The organism is Streptomyces katrae (assembly GCF_002028425.1).
Taxonomy (GTDB): Bacteria; Actinomycetota; Actinomycetes; order Streptomycetales; family Streptomycetaceae; genus Streptomyces; species Streptomyces katrae_A.
Genome location: NZ_CP020042.1, coordinates 3536364 through 3550087, shown reverse-complemented (window position 1 = coordinate 3550087; position 13724 = coordinate 3536364). Strand labels below are relative to the sequence as shown.

16 protein-coding genes are annotated in these 13724 nt (G+C 72.5%); 12 read left to right on the top strand and 4 right to left on the bottom strand.

What is annotated here, in order from left to right:
* The first annotated feature begins 50 nt into the window (after nucleotides 1-50).
* From B4U46_RS15965 to B4U46_RS15950, 4 genes are all read left to right on the top strand, one after another.
* Nucleotides 51-743 (top strand): ABC transporter permease, encoded by a 693-nt coding sequence (locus tag B4U46_RS15965; protein ID WP_079431790.1) that lies wholly within the window; start codon nucleotides 51-53, stop codon nucleotides 741-743.
* Nucleotides 744-746: 3 nt separating this feature from the next.
* A complete protein-coding gene (locus B4U46_RS15960) occupies nucleotides 747-1424 on the top strand; it encodes an ABC transporter permease (protein ID WP_079428068.1) in 678 nt (225 codons plus the stop codon).
* A 48-nt stretch (nucleotides 1425-1472) separates the two neighbouring features.
* Nucleotides 1473-2459 (top strand): ABC transporter substrate-binding protein, encoded by a 987-nt coding sequence (locus B4U46_RS15955; RefSeq protein WP_079428066.1) that lies wholly within the window; start codon nucleotides 1473-1475, stop codon nucleotides 2457-2459.
* A gap of 97 nt (nucleotides 2460-2556) precedes the next feature.
* Nucleotides 2557-3567: a hypothetical protein gene (locus tag B4U46_RS15950; RefSeq protein ID WP_079428064.1), complete on the top strand. Its 1011-nt coding sequence runs from the start codon at nucleotides 2557-2559 to the stop codon at nucleotides 3565-3567.
* A 94-nt stretch (nucleotides 3568-3661) separates the two neighbouring features.
* On the opposite strand, the gene B4U46_RS15945 is transcribed toward B4U46_RS15950, so the two are convergent.
* Entirely contained in the window at nucleotides 3662-4300 is a 639-nt protein-coding gene (locus tag B4U46_RS15945) for a TetR/AcrR family transcriptional regulator (RefSeq protein ID WP_079428056.1), read from the bottom strand.
* Between the two features lie 117 nt (nucleotides 4301-4417).
* Here B4U46_RS15945 and B4U46_RS15940 point away from each other — a divergent pair, with 117 nt between their 5' ends.
* The gene (locus tag B4U46_RS15940) at nucleotides 4418-5293 is read left to right on the top strand and encodes an NAD(P)-dependent oxidoreductase (RefSeq protein ID WP_079428054.1); all 876 of its coding nucleotides are present in this window, start codon (nucleotides 4418-4420) and stop codon (nucleotides 5291-5293) included.
* 10 nt (nucleotides 5294-5303) lie between these two features.
* Here B4U46_RS15940 and B4U46_RS15935 read toward each other — a convergent pair whose 3' ends face one another.
* The 3 genes from B4U46_RS15935 to B4U46_RS15925 all read right to left on the bottom strand — a co-directional run bounded on the left by B4U46_RS15935 (nucleotide 5304) and on the right by B4U46_RS15925 (nucleotide 7674).
* A complete protein-coding gene (locus tag B4U46_RS15935) occupies nucleotides 5304-5516 on the bottom strand; it encodes a hypothetical protein (protein WP_079428052.1) in 213 nt (70 codons plus the stop codon).
* A 50-nt stretch (nucleotides 5517-5566) separates the two neighbouring features.
* On the bottom strand, nucleotides 5567-6457 hold the full coding sequence (locus tag B4U46_RS15930; RefSeq protein WP_079428050.1) for an arylamine N-acetyltransferase family protein: 891 nt from the start codon (nucleotides 6455-6457) through the stop codon (nucleotides 5567-5569).
* A gap of 74 nt (nucleotides 6458-6531) precedes the next feature.
* Nucleotides 6532-7674, bottom strand: a complete 1143-nt coding sequence (locus B4U46_RS15925; protein ID WP_079428048.1) for an NADH-quinone oxidoreductase subunit D — start codon at nucleotides 7672-7674, stop codon at nucleotides 6532-6534.
* A gap of 31 nt (nucleotides 7675-7705) precedes the next feature.
* On the opposite strand from B4U46_RS15925, the gene B4U46_RS15920 reads away from it, so the two are divergent.
* The 7 genes from B4U46_RS15920 to B4U46_RS15890 all read left to right on the top strand — a co-directional run bounded on the left by B4U46_RS15920 (nucleotide 7706) and on the right by B4U46_RS15890 (nucleotide 13715).
* Nucleotides 7706-8197 (top strand): PH domain-containing protein, encoded by a 492-nt coding sequence (locus B4U46_RS15920; protein ID WP_079428046.1) that lies wholly within the window; start codon nucleotides 7706-7708, stop codon nucleotides 8195-8197.
* Nucleotides 8182-9510 (top strand): PH domain-containing protein, encoded by a 1329-nt coding sequence (locus B4U46_RS15915; RefSeq protein ID WP_079428044.1) that lies wholly within the window; start codon nucleotides 8182-8184, stop codon nucleotides 9508-9510. Before B4U46_RS15920 ends, B4U46_RS15915 begins: the two co-directional genes overlap by 16 nt.
* Nucleotides 9511-9634: 124 nt before the next feature.
* Nucleotides 9635-9967, top strand: a complete 333-nt coding sequence (locus B4U46_RS15910) for a hypothetical protein (RefSeq protein WP_079428041.1) — start codon at nucleotides 9635-9637, stop codon at nucleotides 9965-9967.
* 21 nt (nucleotides 9968-9988) lie between these two features.
* On the top strand, nucleotides 9989-10300 hold the full coding sequence (locus tag B4U46_RS15905; RefSeq protein WP_079428038.1) for a pore-forming ESAT-6 family protein: 312 nt from the start codon (nucleotides 9989-9991) through the stop codon (nucleotides 10298-10300).
* Between the two features lie 45 nt (nucleotides 10301-10345).
* On the top strand, nucleotides 10346-10723 hold the full coding sequence (locus tag B4U46_RS15900; RefSeq protein ID WP_079428036.1) for a DUF6507 family protein: 378 nt from the start codon (nucleotides 10346-10348) through the stop codon (nucleotides 10721-10723).
* Nucleotides 10720-12870 (top strand): hypothetical protein, encoded by a 2151-nt coding sequence (locus B4U46_RS15895; protein WP_079428034.1) that lies wholly within the window; start codon nucleotides 10720-10722, stop codon nucleotides 12868-12870. Before B4U46_RS15900 ends, B4U46_RS15895 begins: the two co-directional genes overlap by 4 nt.
* Nucleotides 12870-13715 carry a hypothetical protein gene (locus tag B4U46_RS15890; protein WP_123995746.1) on the top strand — a complete coding sequence of 282 codons (846 nt, stop codon included), beginning with the start codon at nucleotides 12870-12872 and terminating at the stop codon, nucleotides 13713-13715. Before B4U46_RS15895 ends, B4U46_RS15890 begins: the two co-directional genes overlap by 1 nt.
* Nucleotides 13716-13724: the final 9 nt, after the last annotated feature.

Genomic DNA, 13724 nt, shown 5'->3' with positions numbered 1-13724 from the left:
GGCCGGGTCTTCGGGTACGCGTGTGCGAGCAGGGAAGGGGGGTGAGCGGTGTGGCGGCACGGAACTGCCTGGTGGCGAACGACTGGATCTGCTGGGACTACGTCACCTCCCGCGCCCCGGAACTCGCCGACGCCACCCTCGAACACGTCTGGATCACGGCGGTCTCGGTGCTCATCGGTGTCGCCGTGGCCGTCCCGCTGGCGCTGCTGGCCCGCCGCGGCCGCCGCTGGGCGGCCCCCGTCCTCGGCCTGACCACCCTGCTCTACACGATCCCCTCCCTCGCCATGTTCTCCCTGCTGCTGCCCTTCTTCGGGCTCTCGGCGGCGCTCGTGGTGACCGGCCTGGTGCTGTACTCGCTGACCATCCTGGTCCGCAACCTCCTGGCCGGCCTGGAAGCCGTCCCCGAGGAGGTGCGGGAGGCCGCGCGCGGCATGGGCTACGGCCCCCTCCGGCTGCTGTGGCAGGTCGAACTCCCCCTGGCGTTGCCCGCGCTGCTCGCCGGGGTGCGGATCGCGACCGTCTCCACCGTGGCGCTGACCACCGTCGGCTCCATCGTCGGCAAGGGCGGCCTGGGCAACCTGATCGCCCCCGGCGTGAACAGCTCCTTCAAGGCGCAGGTGCTCACCGCCTCCGTGCTGTGCGTCCTGCTCGCCCTGGTCGCCGACCTCCTGCTGCTCGGGCTCCAGCGGCTGCTCACGCCCTGGACCCGCGCCGGCCGCCCGGCCCGGGCGAAGGGGGTCTGAGCCGTGGGAGGAGTCCTGGGCAGGACCTTCGACTGGCTGGGCGACGGCGCCAACTGGTCGGGGGAGAACGGTGTCTGGCACCGGCTCGCCGAACACCTCCTGGTCAGCGGGATCGCCCTGGGCGTCGCCTGCGCCGTGGCCCTGCCCGTGGGACTGTGGCTCGGGCACGTCGGCCGGGGCGGGGCGCTCGCCGTGAACCTCTCCAACGCGGGACGGGCCGTGCCCGTGTTCGCCGTGCTGGCCCTGTTCATGGTCTCGCCGCTGCGCAGCGCCGGCTACCTGCCGACCGTCGTCGCCCTGGTGCTGTTCGCCGTGCCGCCGCTGCTGACCAACGCGTACGTGGGCATGCGCGAGGTGGACCGCTCGGTGGTCGAGGCGGCCCGGGGCATGGGCATGTCCGGCCGGCAGCTGTTCTGGCGGGTGGAACTGCCGCTGGCCCGGGGGCTGGTGATGACCGGGCTGCGCTCGGGCGCCGTGCAGGTCATCGCCACCGCCACGATCGCCGCGATGGTCGGCCAGGGCGGCCTGGGCCGGATCATCACCGCCGGCTTCAACACGTACGACACCCCGCAGGTGGTGGCGGGCGCCCTGCTGGTCGCGCTGCTGGCCCTGCTGGTGGAGGGCCTTCTGGTGGCGGCGGACCGGCTGCTGCTGCGGCGCGGCCGCCCGGCGCCGCGCTGAGCTCCCGCCCCTTCTTCCGTAGCTTCCCCCTGATCTCCAAGGAGCATGATGAGCAAGTCCACGCGCATCCTCGGCGCGACCCTGGGCGCGGTGGCCCTGACCGTTTCGCTCACCGCGTGCGGGGGCGACAGCCTGGAGAAGAGCAAGGACGGCGGTTCCTCCGCCCCCGCGTCGGCCGCCGGGGGCGGCAAGGGGAAGCTGGTGATCGGCGCGGCCGGGTTCACCGAGTCAAACGTCCTGGCCGAGCTCTACGGGCAGCTGCTCAGGCGGGCCGGCTTCAGCGCCTCCATCACCACGGTCAGCAACCGCGAGCTGTACGAACCCTCCCTGGAGAAGGGGGAGATCGACGTGGTCCCGGAGTACGCGGCCACGCTCGCCGAGTTCCTGAACGCCAAGGTCAACGGCAAGGACGCGCCCAAGGACAAGCCGGTGGCCTCCAGCGACGCGAAGGCCACCGTGGCGGCGCTGGACAAGCTCGCGGGCCCGCTCGGCATCAAGCCCCTGGAGGCCGGCGAGGCCGTCGATCAGAACGCCTTCGCCGTGAGCAGGGAATTCGCCCAGAAGAACAATCTCAAGACGCTTTCCGATCTCGGCAAGTCGGGGCTGAAGGTGAAGATCGCCGCCGGGGACGAATGCTCCGTACGCCCCTTCTGCGCACCCGGGTTGGAGAAGACGTACGGAATCCAGGTTTCCGGTATCGACCCCAAGGGTGTCGGCACCCCGCAGGCCAAGCAGGCGGTCAAGGACGGGGCCGACCAGCTCGTGCTGACCACGACCACCGACGCCACGCTGGACGGCTACGGTCTGGTCCTGCTGGAGGACGACAAGAAGCTCCAGAACGCCGACAACGTCCTGCCGGTGGTCAACGTCAAGCGCGCCGGCTCCCCGGAGGTCGCGATGGCCCTGGCCGACCTCACCAAGGTGCTCACCACCGCCGACCTCGTCGAACTGAACCGCAAGGTGGACGCCGAGCGGGCGAAGCCGGCGGACGTCGCGAAGGCCTATCTGGAGTCCAAGGGGCTCCTGACGAAGTAGCAGTTACGGGATCGATGGCGAATTGTGCGGTAACCGTCCGGCAGAGATTGCCGGGCGGGTACTCCACACGAGGCCCACGCCCTGTAAATTTCAGGCCATGCCCCGTGGACGTCACCGCAATCCCGAGCCCCTGCACCGACTTCTCACGCCGACGGCCGTCGGCGGGGTTTCCGTCGCCAGCGCCGGCGCGGCCTGGCTCCTCGCGGAACCCCTCGCGCTGCGCCTGCTCGTGGCCCTCACGGCGGCCGCGGGCGCCGGCGGCGCCGTCCTGATGCGCTCCTGGGACCGGGCGGCCGGCCGCCGGGTCGCGGAGCTGGCCCGCGAGCGGGTCAAGGACGAGTGGAAGACGGACGAGCGGATAGCCGAGCTCGAGTCCGACCTGGAGGAAGCGCGCGTGCTGCGCGCCAAGCTGGACGCGAAGCTGCGGGCCAAGCGGGTCGAACTCGCGGGCCTGCGCGGGGAGCACGCGGCGCTGCTGCGCCGGTACGCCACCGCCGAGACCGAGCGGGCCAGCGCGCTGGAGAAGCGGCGGCTGCTGGCGCTGGAGAACGCGGGGACCCCGAAGGAGCTCCCGGCGGTGTCGCAGGAGCGGACCGGCAGCGGGGCGCCGACCGCGGTGGGCTACGCCCGCGCCAACGCGGCGATGACCGCGCTGCTGCGCAAGTCCGAGGCCCGGGCGGCCGCCGAGGCCGCCGCCGCGGCCCCGAAGGCGCTGGCCCCGGCGGGCGGTTCCGCGCACGCCCGTACCGAGGCCCCCGCGGCCGCCGCCCCCGTGCCGGCGCGGCGCCCGGCCGCGCCGGTGGCCCCGTACGCGGCCCAGCGGCGTACGGCCTCGCGGGTCGAGGGGGGCTTCGACTTCTTCGGCACGAAGAACACCGCGCAGGCGCGGGCCGCGATCGAGTCCGTGCAGAACGAGGACCTGGCGGACGTGGTCGGCGCGGAGGCGCTGGCCGCGCACAAGGCGGAGTCCGCGGACGCCGGGGCCGGACCGGAGTTCAAGCCGGTGACGCCGGAGCAGCAGGAGGCGGCCGGCCAGGTGATCGACCTGACGGCCCACGACGAGACCGAGCCGATCGACGTGGTCCGGCTGAGGACCGCCATCTCCTAGCCGGGCCCCCTGCGGGATACCGCCGCGCGGAGCAGTCTCCCCGCCCCGCCCCCCACCCGCTCTCCGGGGCTCCGCCCCCGGACCCCCGGCGCTCTCAGACGCCGGCGGGGCCGTTCGTGTACGACTCCACCAGGCGGGCGAGGTGGCGGCCCGCCAGGAGGAGGGGGGTGCGGGAGCGGGTGACCTGGGAGGTCATTTCCGCGCCCTCCAGGGTGGCGATCACCGTGACCGCCAGGTCGCGGGAGTCCTCTTCCGGGATGCCGGAGGCCCGCAGCTTCGCCGCCACCAGTTCCTGCCAGCGCCCGAAGGAAGCCGCGCACGCCTCCTGGAGTTCGGGCAGCCGCCCGACCGACTCCAGGGCGGTGGCCGTGACCGGACAGCCGTCGCGCCAGTCCGATGCCGCGAGGGCGTCCGCCAGCACCCCGGCCGTCGCCTCGAGCGCCCGCGCCGCGTCCGGGTCGCAGTCCAGCGCCGCGCGCAGCATCTGCGCGAACTCCCCGTCGCCGTAGCCGATCGCGGCGACCGCGAGCTCCTGCTTGCCGCCCGGGAAGAAGTGGTAGAGCGAGCCCAGCGTGGCTTCCGCCTCGCGGACGAGCTGCTTGACGGGGGTGCTCTCGTAACCGCCGTGCTGCATCAGGCGGGAGGCGGTGCGGACCAGGCGGTCGCGCGTCCCCGCCTCCGCCTGCTGCTTGTGCTGCTGCCGCTTCGTCGTGCCCGCCGCTGTCGCTGCCATGCGGGGGAGTCTACCCCCGGAATTGGATAGAGCGCTCGTTCTAGTCCCGTGCTACGTTCGTCCCGAGCGCTGGATAGAGCGTTCGTTCTAGTCCTACTGCGTGGGGAGAACTCCGTCATGAACCAGGTTTCGATCATCGGCCTCGGCCCCATGGGCCAGGCCATGGCCTCCGCCTACCTCGACGCCGGCTACGCCGTCACCGTCTGGAACCGCAGCCCCGGCAAGGACTCCGCCCTGCTGGCCCGTGGCGCACGGCGGGCCGCCACCGCCGCCGAGGCCGTCGCGGCCGCCCCGCTGAGCATCGTCAGCCTCATCGACGTGGACGCCGTGTACACCGCGCTCGACGACGCCGACCTCGACGGCCGGGTGCTGGCCAACCTGTCCTCCGACGTCCCGCAGAAGGCGCGGGCCGCCGCAGAGTGGGCCCGGGAGCGCGGGGCCTCCTACCTCACCGGCGGGGTCAACGTCCCGCCGGCCGGCATCGGCCAGGAGGGCGCCTCGATCTTCATCAGCGGCCCCGAGGAGGTCTACGCGGAGCACCGCGCCGCTCTCGACGTCCTCGCCGCCACCGACTACCGCGGCGCCGACCCCGGCCACGCGCAGCTGTACTACCAGCTCAACATGATCATGTTCTGGACCGCGTACACGGGCTGGTACCAGGCCGTGGCCGTCGCCCGCGCCAACGGCCTGACGGCCGCCGACATCCTCCCCTACGCCGGCTACACGGCCGACAGCATGCGCGGCTTCTACGAGGGCTCCGCGCCGCTCGCCGACGCGGACGACCACGACGGCACCCACGCCCGCCTCGCGATGTGCGCGGCGAGCCTGGAGCACGTCCTGCACACGGCCGCCGCCTCCGGCGTGGACACCGGGATCCTCGCCGCCCACGCCGAGCTGTACCGGCGCGGGGTCGACGCGGGCTTCGGCGCCGACGGCACCGCCCGCCTGCTCGGCCTGCTGGGCGCGCCGAAGGCGGTGGCGGCAGGGGCCTAGACCCGGGCGCTCAGAACAGCGGGAGCTGGCCCGGGTGCGGGCCCAGGGCGAAGCCGTCCAGGGTCGGGGCGCAGGCGCCCAGCACCACGCGCGCCCGGGAGCCGGGGCAGGAGACCAGGCCGGCCCGGCGCCCCGCCGGAGGGTCGTGGCGGGCGATCCGGCCGGCCGTCACCGCGCAGTCGCGGCCGCAGGCGGGGCAGGCCCGTCGGGGGGAAGCGGACATGCCCCAAGTCTGCCCTGTCCCGCCGGCATCCACCCCGCCGGCCCGTCGCCTCAGCCGGCGGCCGCGGCCGCGGGCGCGGCCTGGCCCGCCCGCCACGCCTCGTGCGCCCGGGTCACCCGGTCCCACAGGGCGGCGCGGTCCTCCGGGGTGACGTCGTCCAGGGCCCGGCCGAAGACCTCCTCGACGGCCCCGTAGAACTCGTCGGCGCCGGTGAGCTCCCGGACGGTGCGCGCACCGTCCACCGCGGTGTGGATCAGCATCCGGCCGTGCAGCCTGTCGATGCCCCGCCCGGTGCGCCGGAGCATCACGAAAGACTGCCGGAACGGAGACTCCTCGGCGGTGGACAGCCACCGGTGCGCGGGCTCGAAACCGGCCATGGAGGCGGGCGCCGAGCGGAAGTTCATGCGCGGCGTCGGCACCCCGTCCCGGCGCAGGCTCCAGCCGTCGCCCTCGCTCGCGCCCTCGTCCCAGGTCACGGCCAGCGGCTCCAGCCGGTATGCGAAGCCCTGCTCGTACGCGCCCGCGCGCAGCGGCAGCGGCTCGAGCGGGCCGTCGCCCATGCCGACGTCCACGAAGTGCTCCCGCCCCCCGACCCGTACGGTCAGGGCGAGGTGGTCGCCGCCCGCGTCCCGGGCCTCCGGGTCGGCGTGCATGCCGCCGAGGTGGCGGGTCACGTCGTACCCGAGCCCCTCCAGCAGCGCGGCGAAGGCCCCGTTGAGGTGGAAGCAGTACCCGCCGTGCCCGGCGGCGATCCGGCGCACGGACAACGCCGGGTCGATGCCCGGCGGCCGGCCCAGCTGGATGTCGAGGTTCTCGAACGGCACGCGCTCGACGTGGGCGCGCGCGAGGGCGTACAGCCCCTCCACGGAGGGGGAGCCGGGATCGGCGACGCCGATTCTGCGGAGGTAGCCGGTGAGGTCGTCTCGGGTGACTGTGGTCATACGGGCGACGGTAGGGCGCCCGTGCCCCGGCCCGGCGGCGATCGGCCGCCGACCGTCAGGTCCGGGCCGCCGGCCTACTTGTCGATGTCGCCGACCACGAAGAACAGCGAGCCCAGGATCGACACCATGTCCGCGACCAGCTGGCCCGGCAGCAGCACCGCCAGGGCCTGGATGTTGTTGAAGGAGGCGCTGCGCAGCTTCAGCCGGTACGGGGTCTTCTCGCCCTTGGAGACGAGGTAGTAGCCGTTGATGCCGAGCGGGTTCTCCGTCCAGGCGTACGTGCTGCCCTGGGGTGCCTTCAGCACCTTCGGCAGCCGCTGGTTGACCGGCCCCGGCGGCAGCTGCGCCATCCGGTCCAGGCAGGCCACCGCCAGGTCCAGGGCGTTGTGGGTCTGGTCGAGGAGCACCTCGAAGCGGGCCAGGCAGTCGCCCTCGGTCCGGGTGACCACCTTCAGGACGTCCTGGAGCTCCCCGTACGCCAGGTACGGCTCGTCGCGGCGCAGGTCGAAGTCCACGCCGGAGGCGCGGGCGATCGGGCCGGAGACCCCGTACGCGTGCACCGCCTCCGCCGACAGGACGCCGATGCCGCGGGTGCGGCCGCGGAAGATCTCGTTGCCGTGGACCAGCTTGTCGTAGACGTCCATCCGGGTGCGGACGTCGGCGATCGCCGCCCGGGCCCGGCCGAGCCAGCCGGCCGGCAGGTCCTCCTTCAGGCCGCCGACCCGGTTGAACATGTAGTGCATGCGGCCGCCGGAGATCTCCTCCATGACGGCCTGGAGCTCCTCGCGCTCCCGGAACGCATGGAAGATCGGGGTGATGCCGCCCAGCTCCAGGGGGTAGGACCCGAGGAACATCAGATGGTTCAGGACCCGGTTCAGCTCGGCGAGGAGCGTGCGCATCCACACCGCCCGCTCGGGGACCTCCATGCCCAGCATCCGCTCGACGGCCATGACCACGCCGAGTTCGTTGGAGAACGCGGACAGCCAGTCGTGGCGGTTGGCGAGCATGACGATCTGGCGGTAGTCACGGGCCTCGAACAGCTTCTCCGCGCCACGGTGCATGTAGCCGACCACGGGCTCCGCACTGGCGATGCGCTCGCCGTCCAGGACGAGCCGCAGCCGCAGCACGCCGTGGGTGGAAGGGTGCTGAGGCCCGATGTTGAGCACCATGTCGGTGCTCTCCGCCGCGCCGCCGATGCCGACCGTGGTCTCCGTCATGGGCGCATTGTCGCAGCCCTACGCTGGGGCCATGGAAACGGGGACGACGGGTGAGACGGACCGGCCCGCATGGGCCGCACTGCCGGGTGGGCTCCTGTCCCTCCGGAGGCTGCTGCTGGTGGTGTGGACGGCCGTGCTCGCGTCGGCGACCGCCCTCCCGCTGGGGCTGTTCGCCGGAGCGGGATGGGCGGCCTTCGGCGCGATATGGCTGCTGCCGCTGGTCTGGGGCTGGGTGCTGCTCGGGCGGAACTGGCGCTCCTGGCGCTACGCCGAACGCGCCGACGACCTGCTGATCAGCCGGGGGGTGCTCTGGCGGGAGGAGACGGTCGTCCCGTACGGACGGATGCAGCTGGTCGAGGTGACCTCGGGCCCGCTGGAGCGCCGCTTCGGGCTGGCCTCCGTCCAGCTGCACACGGCCGCCGCGGCCACCGACGCCAAGATCCCGGGCCTGGCCCCGGACGAGGCGCAGCGCCTCCGGGACCGGCTGGCGGAGCTCGGTGAGGCCCGATCGGCCGGCCTGTGACCGGCCCCACCCCGCCCCCGCCGGGCACCGAACGGCGGCTGCACGTCCTGACCCCGCTGCGGCGGGCCTGGGTGCCGGTCGGCGCCACCGCCGGCCTCGTCGCCCAGCAGGGCGAACGGGCCCAGGAGTGGGCGCTGGCCCTGCCCGTGTGGCTGCGCCTGGCGGTCCTGGCCGGGCTGGTCCTCGTCTTCGGCACGTACGGCTTCCTCAGCTGGTGGTTCACCCACTACGCCGTCACCGACACCGAGCTGCGCATCCGCACCGGCCTGCTCTTCCGGCGCACCGCCCACATCCGCCTCGACCGCGTCCAGGCCATCGACGTCACCCGGCCGCTGCTGGCCCGGGTGGCCGGGGTCGCCGCGCTGCGCATCGACGTCATCGGCACCGAGGACAAGGACGAGCTGGCCTTCCTCGCCGAGCGCGACGCCGTCGCCCTGCGCGCCGAGCTGCTGGCCCGGGCCGCCGGCTTCGCCCCCGCCGAGGCCACCGCCCTCGGCGAGGCCCCCGAGCGGGAACTGCTGCGGGTCCCGGTCCGGGACCTGGTGGTCTCCCTGCTGCTCAGCCTCGACGCGTGGGCCGCCATCGCCGCCGGGCTCGGCGGCCCGGTGCTCGTGTGGACCCTCAGCTCCAACCCCTGGGCGACCCTGGTCGCCCTGCTGCCGCTGCTGGGCGCCGGCTGGAAGGGCAGCGCGGCCCGCTTCCTCGCCGGGTACGACTGGCGGGTCGCCGAGTCCCCCGACGGGCTGCGCCTGGACCACGGGCTGCTCGACCGGGCCCACGAGACCGTCCCGCCGGGACGCGTGCAGACCGTGCGGATCGTGGAGCCGCTGCTGTGGCGGCGGCGCGGCTGGGTGCGGGTGGAGCTGAACGTGGCGGGCTCCAAGAACGGGATCCTGGTCCCGGTCGCCGGCCGGGAGGCCGCCCACGCCCTGATCGCCCGCGTGCTGCCGGGTGCGGACCCGGCGGCCCTGGCCTTCGCGCCGTCCCCGCGCCGCGGGGCGCGGTGGGTGGTCCCGGTGTGGTGGAAGGGGTACGGGCTGGCCGTCTCGCAGGAGCTCTTCGCGGCCCGGCGCGGGCGGCTTTGCCGGCGTACGGAGATCGTTCCGCATGCGAAAGTGCAGAGCGTGCGCCGTACGCAGGGTCCCTGGGAGCGGATGCGCGGGGTGGCTGACGTGCACGTGGACACCGGCGCCGGCAACACCGTCACCGCCCGGCTCCGCGCGGCGGACGAGGCCGGGGCACTGCTGTACGCCCAGGCGAACCGTTCCCGCACCTCCCGTGCGACGGCGAGACCCGACCGCTGGATGGCGTGAAACGCCGCCGAGTCGATTTTCGGCCAGAGGTTCCGGCCAGCTGAAACCGTCTTTGTGTTCGCAACGTCCCTTCGGTAGACAGGGATGCACGCAAGTGACGGCTCAACACGTCAGGGGTGGGCGAATGAAGTTCGACATGGGCAGCACGACGCTGTCCGAGCTGGGCAAGGCCACGAGCGGCTCCAGCGACGACCTCGGCACTCTGATCAAGCTGCTGATCGCGGCCGCCGACCCGCTGGAGGGCAAGTTCAACGGGGTCGGCCGGACCGCGTTCGACTCGTTCAAGCGGCGCTCGGACGCCATCACCGCGGAGCTGAACGGCTCGCTGCGCGCCATCCTCGGCGGCCAGCGCGGCATGGACACCTCCTTCACCGCCGGTGACCAGGAGCAGGGTGACAACGCCCACCAGAACATGGGCTCCGCCAACTTCGACGCAGCCCGTTTCGGCGCCCGCTGAAACCCGGGGGATCGAGGAGACATGGGACAGAACCAGGACCGCACCTCGTACGACGTCGGCGCCTCCGTGGAGGTCCAGGGTGGCCTCGGCGCGATCATCGGCCAGCTGGAGCGGGTGCTCGGCGAGCGTGAGACGGCGGTGAAGGCGGCGATGGCCGAGTTCAAGGCCGACGGCGTCTCGGACGAGTACCACGGCAAGGAACTCCGCTGGCACAAGGCTGCCAACGAGGTGCGCGACATCATCCGCCTCGTGCGCACCACGCTGGAGCAGAACGACGCCACCGCGCAGGCGACGCTCGCGAAGGCCAAGGCGGCGGTCGACAACATCGGCTGACGCCGCCCGGAACGGAAGCAGGGACACGGGACACGGGGGTAGGTCATGGACTGGGACATCAAACCGTCCGGCGTGCAGGGCGTCGTCAACAAGACGATCACCGCCGCCGAGGGCTTCCAGAAGGCGGGCACGTCGCTCCAGAAGGAGCTGCCGGAGGCGGCCAAGCACGCCGGTACCGTCACCCCCGGCGGAGGCGCCGGCGAGAGCGGCGGCATGGGCCCCATCGCCGGCGCGCTGGGCGAGCTCATGGCCTCCCACCAACAGCGGCTGGGCTTCATCTCGGCCCGCACGGAGGCCTCCCTCAACGGGGCCATCAAGGCCACGACGGCGTACGTCCACGGCAACATCGAGCAGGCGGAGAACGCCCAGCGCGAGGCGCTGAAGGAGCCGAAGGTCGACCTTCCGGGGGCGGAGAAGAAGTGACCGACCACGTACCGATCAATCCGTGCACGATTCCGCTGTTCACGGGTGACCTGGACGAGCTGGAGAAGAACAAGACGGCGATCGCCACGGCGGCCGGGACGTTCCGTGACGCCGGGTCGAACGTGGACTCCGAGTTCCAGGGCCTGTCCGCGTTCTACTCCGCCCCGGAGGCGGAGAAGCTGTTCGCGACGACCAAGCCGGTCAAGACCGACAGCGACTTCTTCGCCGACCAGCTGGAATCGGCCGCCAAAGCGCTGGGCGAGTACATCACCGAGGCCCGGCCGATCGTGGCGCGGCTGAAGGAACTCCAGGCGAAGGCGACCACGTTCAGCAGCAAGATCAGCGGGGATGCGCACTGGAAGGACGACGGGGACAAGATCGATGAGAACAACGATCTGATCCACGACGTCAACGCCGCGGTCTCCGCGTTCTGGGCGGCCGAACGCACCTGCGCGAACAAGATCCGCGCCCTGTACTGCGCCGCGCCGCTCGTCGCCGACGACGGGTCGCACGGGGCCAACATGTACGGCTACAAGGGCGAGGACCTCAACAAGGCCCAGGACCTGCCGTGGGGTTCGCAGCTGGAGGAGACCCACCGGGCGTGGGAGATCGGCTACTGGGTCAAGTCGTTCGTGTGGGACGGCCTGATCGTCGACGGGATCTGGGGCACCATCCGGGGCCTGGGCACGCTGGTGGGTGTGGACGGCTGGGACAAGGCCGGGCAGGCCTGGACGGGTCTGGCCAAGCTGGCCACCGGTCTGGCGATCGCCTCCATCCCCGGCGTCGGCACGGCGTTCTGGCTCGCCGACGACAAGGACCTCCCCGGCTGGATCCGTGACTCGCGCACGGCGGTGAAGGAAACCGGCAAGGCCCTGGTCGCCTGGGACGAGTGGGGCAAGAACCCCGCCCGCGCGGCCGGCGCGGTCACCTTCAACGTCCTGACCACCGTCTTCACCGGCGGCGCCGGTACCGCCGCGAAGGCGGGCACGGTCGCGAAGGTCATCAGCGTGGCCGGGAAGGCCGGGCGGCTGATCGACCCGATGACCTACATCGGCAAGGCCGGCTCCCTGGCCAAGGTCAAGGTCGGGGACCTGTTCGCGAACTTCGGCAAGGTCGACGGGGCGTTCCCGAAGATCACCGACGTGGTGTGGAAGGACCTGCCCAAGGCCGACATGCCCGGGATCACGTTCCCCCACCCCGAAGACACCGTCCGCCTCCCGGACGACGCGCTCGGCCGCCCCCAGTTCTACGACAAGACCACCCACCAGCTCCTCGACCACCAGGGCCTGCCGAAACAGGACCTCACCTCGGTCCCCAAGGGCCCCGACCACCCCCTGGCCGAAATCCCCAAGCACCAGGAAGTCACGGTCGGCGCACCCAAGCACCAGGAAGTCACCGTCGGCGGCCCGTCCCACACCGCCGAGGCCACCACCCACACCCCGGGCGGCACCGTCGACCACACCCCGCACAACAGCCACACCGAACCCGGCGGCACCACGGGGGGCCACCACACCACCGACAACACCCCCACCACCGGCGACGGTCACGGCGACACCCACTCCACCGGCGGTGGTCACGGTGACGGTCCGACCGTCCCGCACCAGGGCGATCACGGTGGGACGGGCACGCCCGGCGGCGGGAGCCCCGGCGGCGGAAGCCCCGGTGGCGAGGCCGAGCCCCCCGCCAAGGTGAGGAAGCCGGAGGAGTCCTGGCCGGCCGGCGACGACATCGTCGGTACGGCCAAGGGCAAGAACCTGATGTACCCCAACTCCCGCCACAACCTGAGCGGCATCAGGGGCGGTCAGGTGGACACGAAGAACACCATCATCCTGCCGGAGACCAAGGAACTGGTCAGGCAGGACATCGCAGAGATCGCGGCCGGACGCGCCGACTTCGACCCGGTGAAGCAGACCTACACGGTCAACGGGCGCAGCTACGGTGTGGAACAGACCGGGCGTACCTTCCCCGTGTCGGGTCCCGGACTCATCAACCTCGACCGCGTGGAGTTCGAGGCGATGAAGGCGATCATGAGGGCGGACGGAGACCTGAGCAAGGTCGACAAGATGTTCAAGAACGCGCCGAAGTTCAAGGAGAATCCGGAGAAGGTTCAGCGGATGATCGACCTCTACAGGGAGTACTACGGGTGATGTACGGATTCTTGACCGCAGCGGCACCGGAGCCGGAAGTGGTCGCCCGTGTGCTCGCGGAGACCTTCCGGGTGCCCCTGCAGTCGGTGGACGTCTCCCCGGCCAGTGAGATGGACGACCGGAACTGGGACGCGACCGTCACCTGTGACTACGAGCTCCTGCCGGGTGACCTGCCGGGTCAGCTGAGCGTGTACGGGGCGGAGGAGGTGCCCGACCAGCCCGCGGAGGAGGATCTCGCCGCCGCGCTGGCGCGCGCGTTGGCCACGCCGGTGCTGGTGTCCTGGGGCAGAGCTCCGTCGATCCACCGGGTCGTGACGCCCGAGGGTCTCACCACGTTCGCCCGCGTCGAGGAGCTGGAGGGTGAGGAGGCCGGCTGCACGGTCTCGACCACCCAGGTGGCCGTGGCCGGGTTCCCCCACGCGGTGGTTGCGGGACTCCCCGAGGTCGCGCGGGAGCTTCCGGTTTCCACGCCGGTGGCGGACGCTCTTCTGCCCGATGCGGACCGGCACAGCCCGGCTGGTGAGGCGCGGACGCTCGTGTGGCTGTGGGAGGCGCTCATCTCGCGGATGGCCACCGGCTGGCCGCCTGCGGGCTGGTACGGGGCCGACATGTACCGGGAGGACCTGGAGAACCGTGATCGGCTGAGCGCGGTGATCGAGGGGCTCGTCGCCGACGAGCGGGCGTCCGTGGTCGTCGCGGTGGAGTCCCTGGACGCGGCGTTCCGGGAGCACACGGCAGAGGACGGGGGCCGCGCGCTCGCCGGCGCTCTCGAAAAGGACGCCGGGGACTTCGCCTCGGCGGCGTGGTACTGGCATCGCCGCCCGGCGACCCTGCCGTGGAGCTGAGCCGAGGCG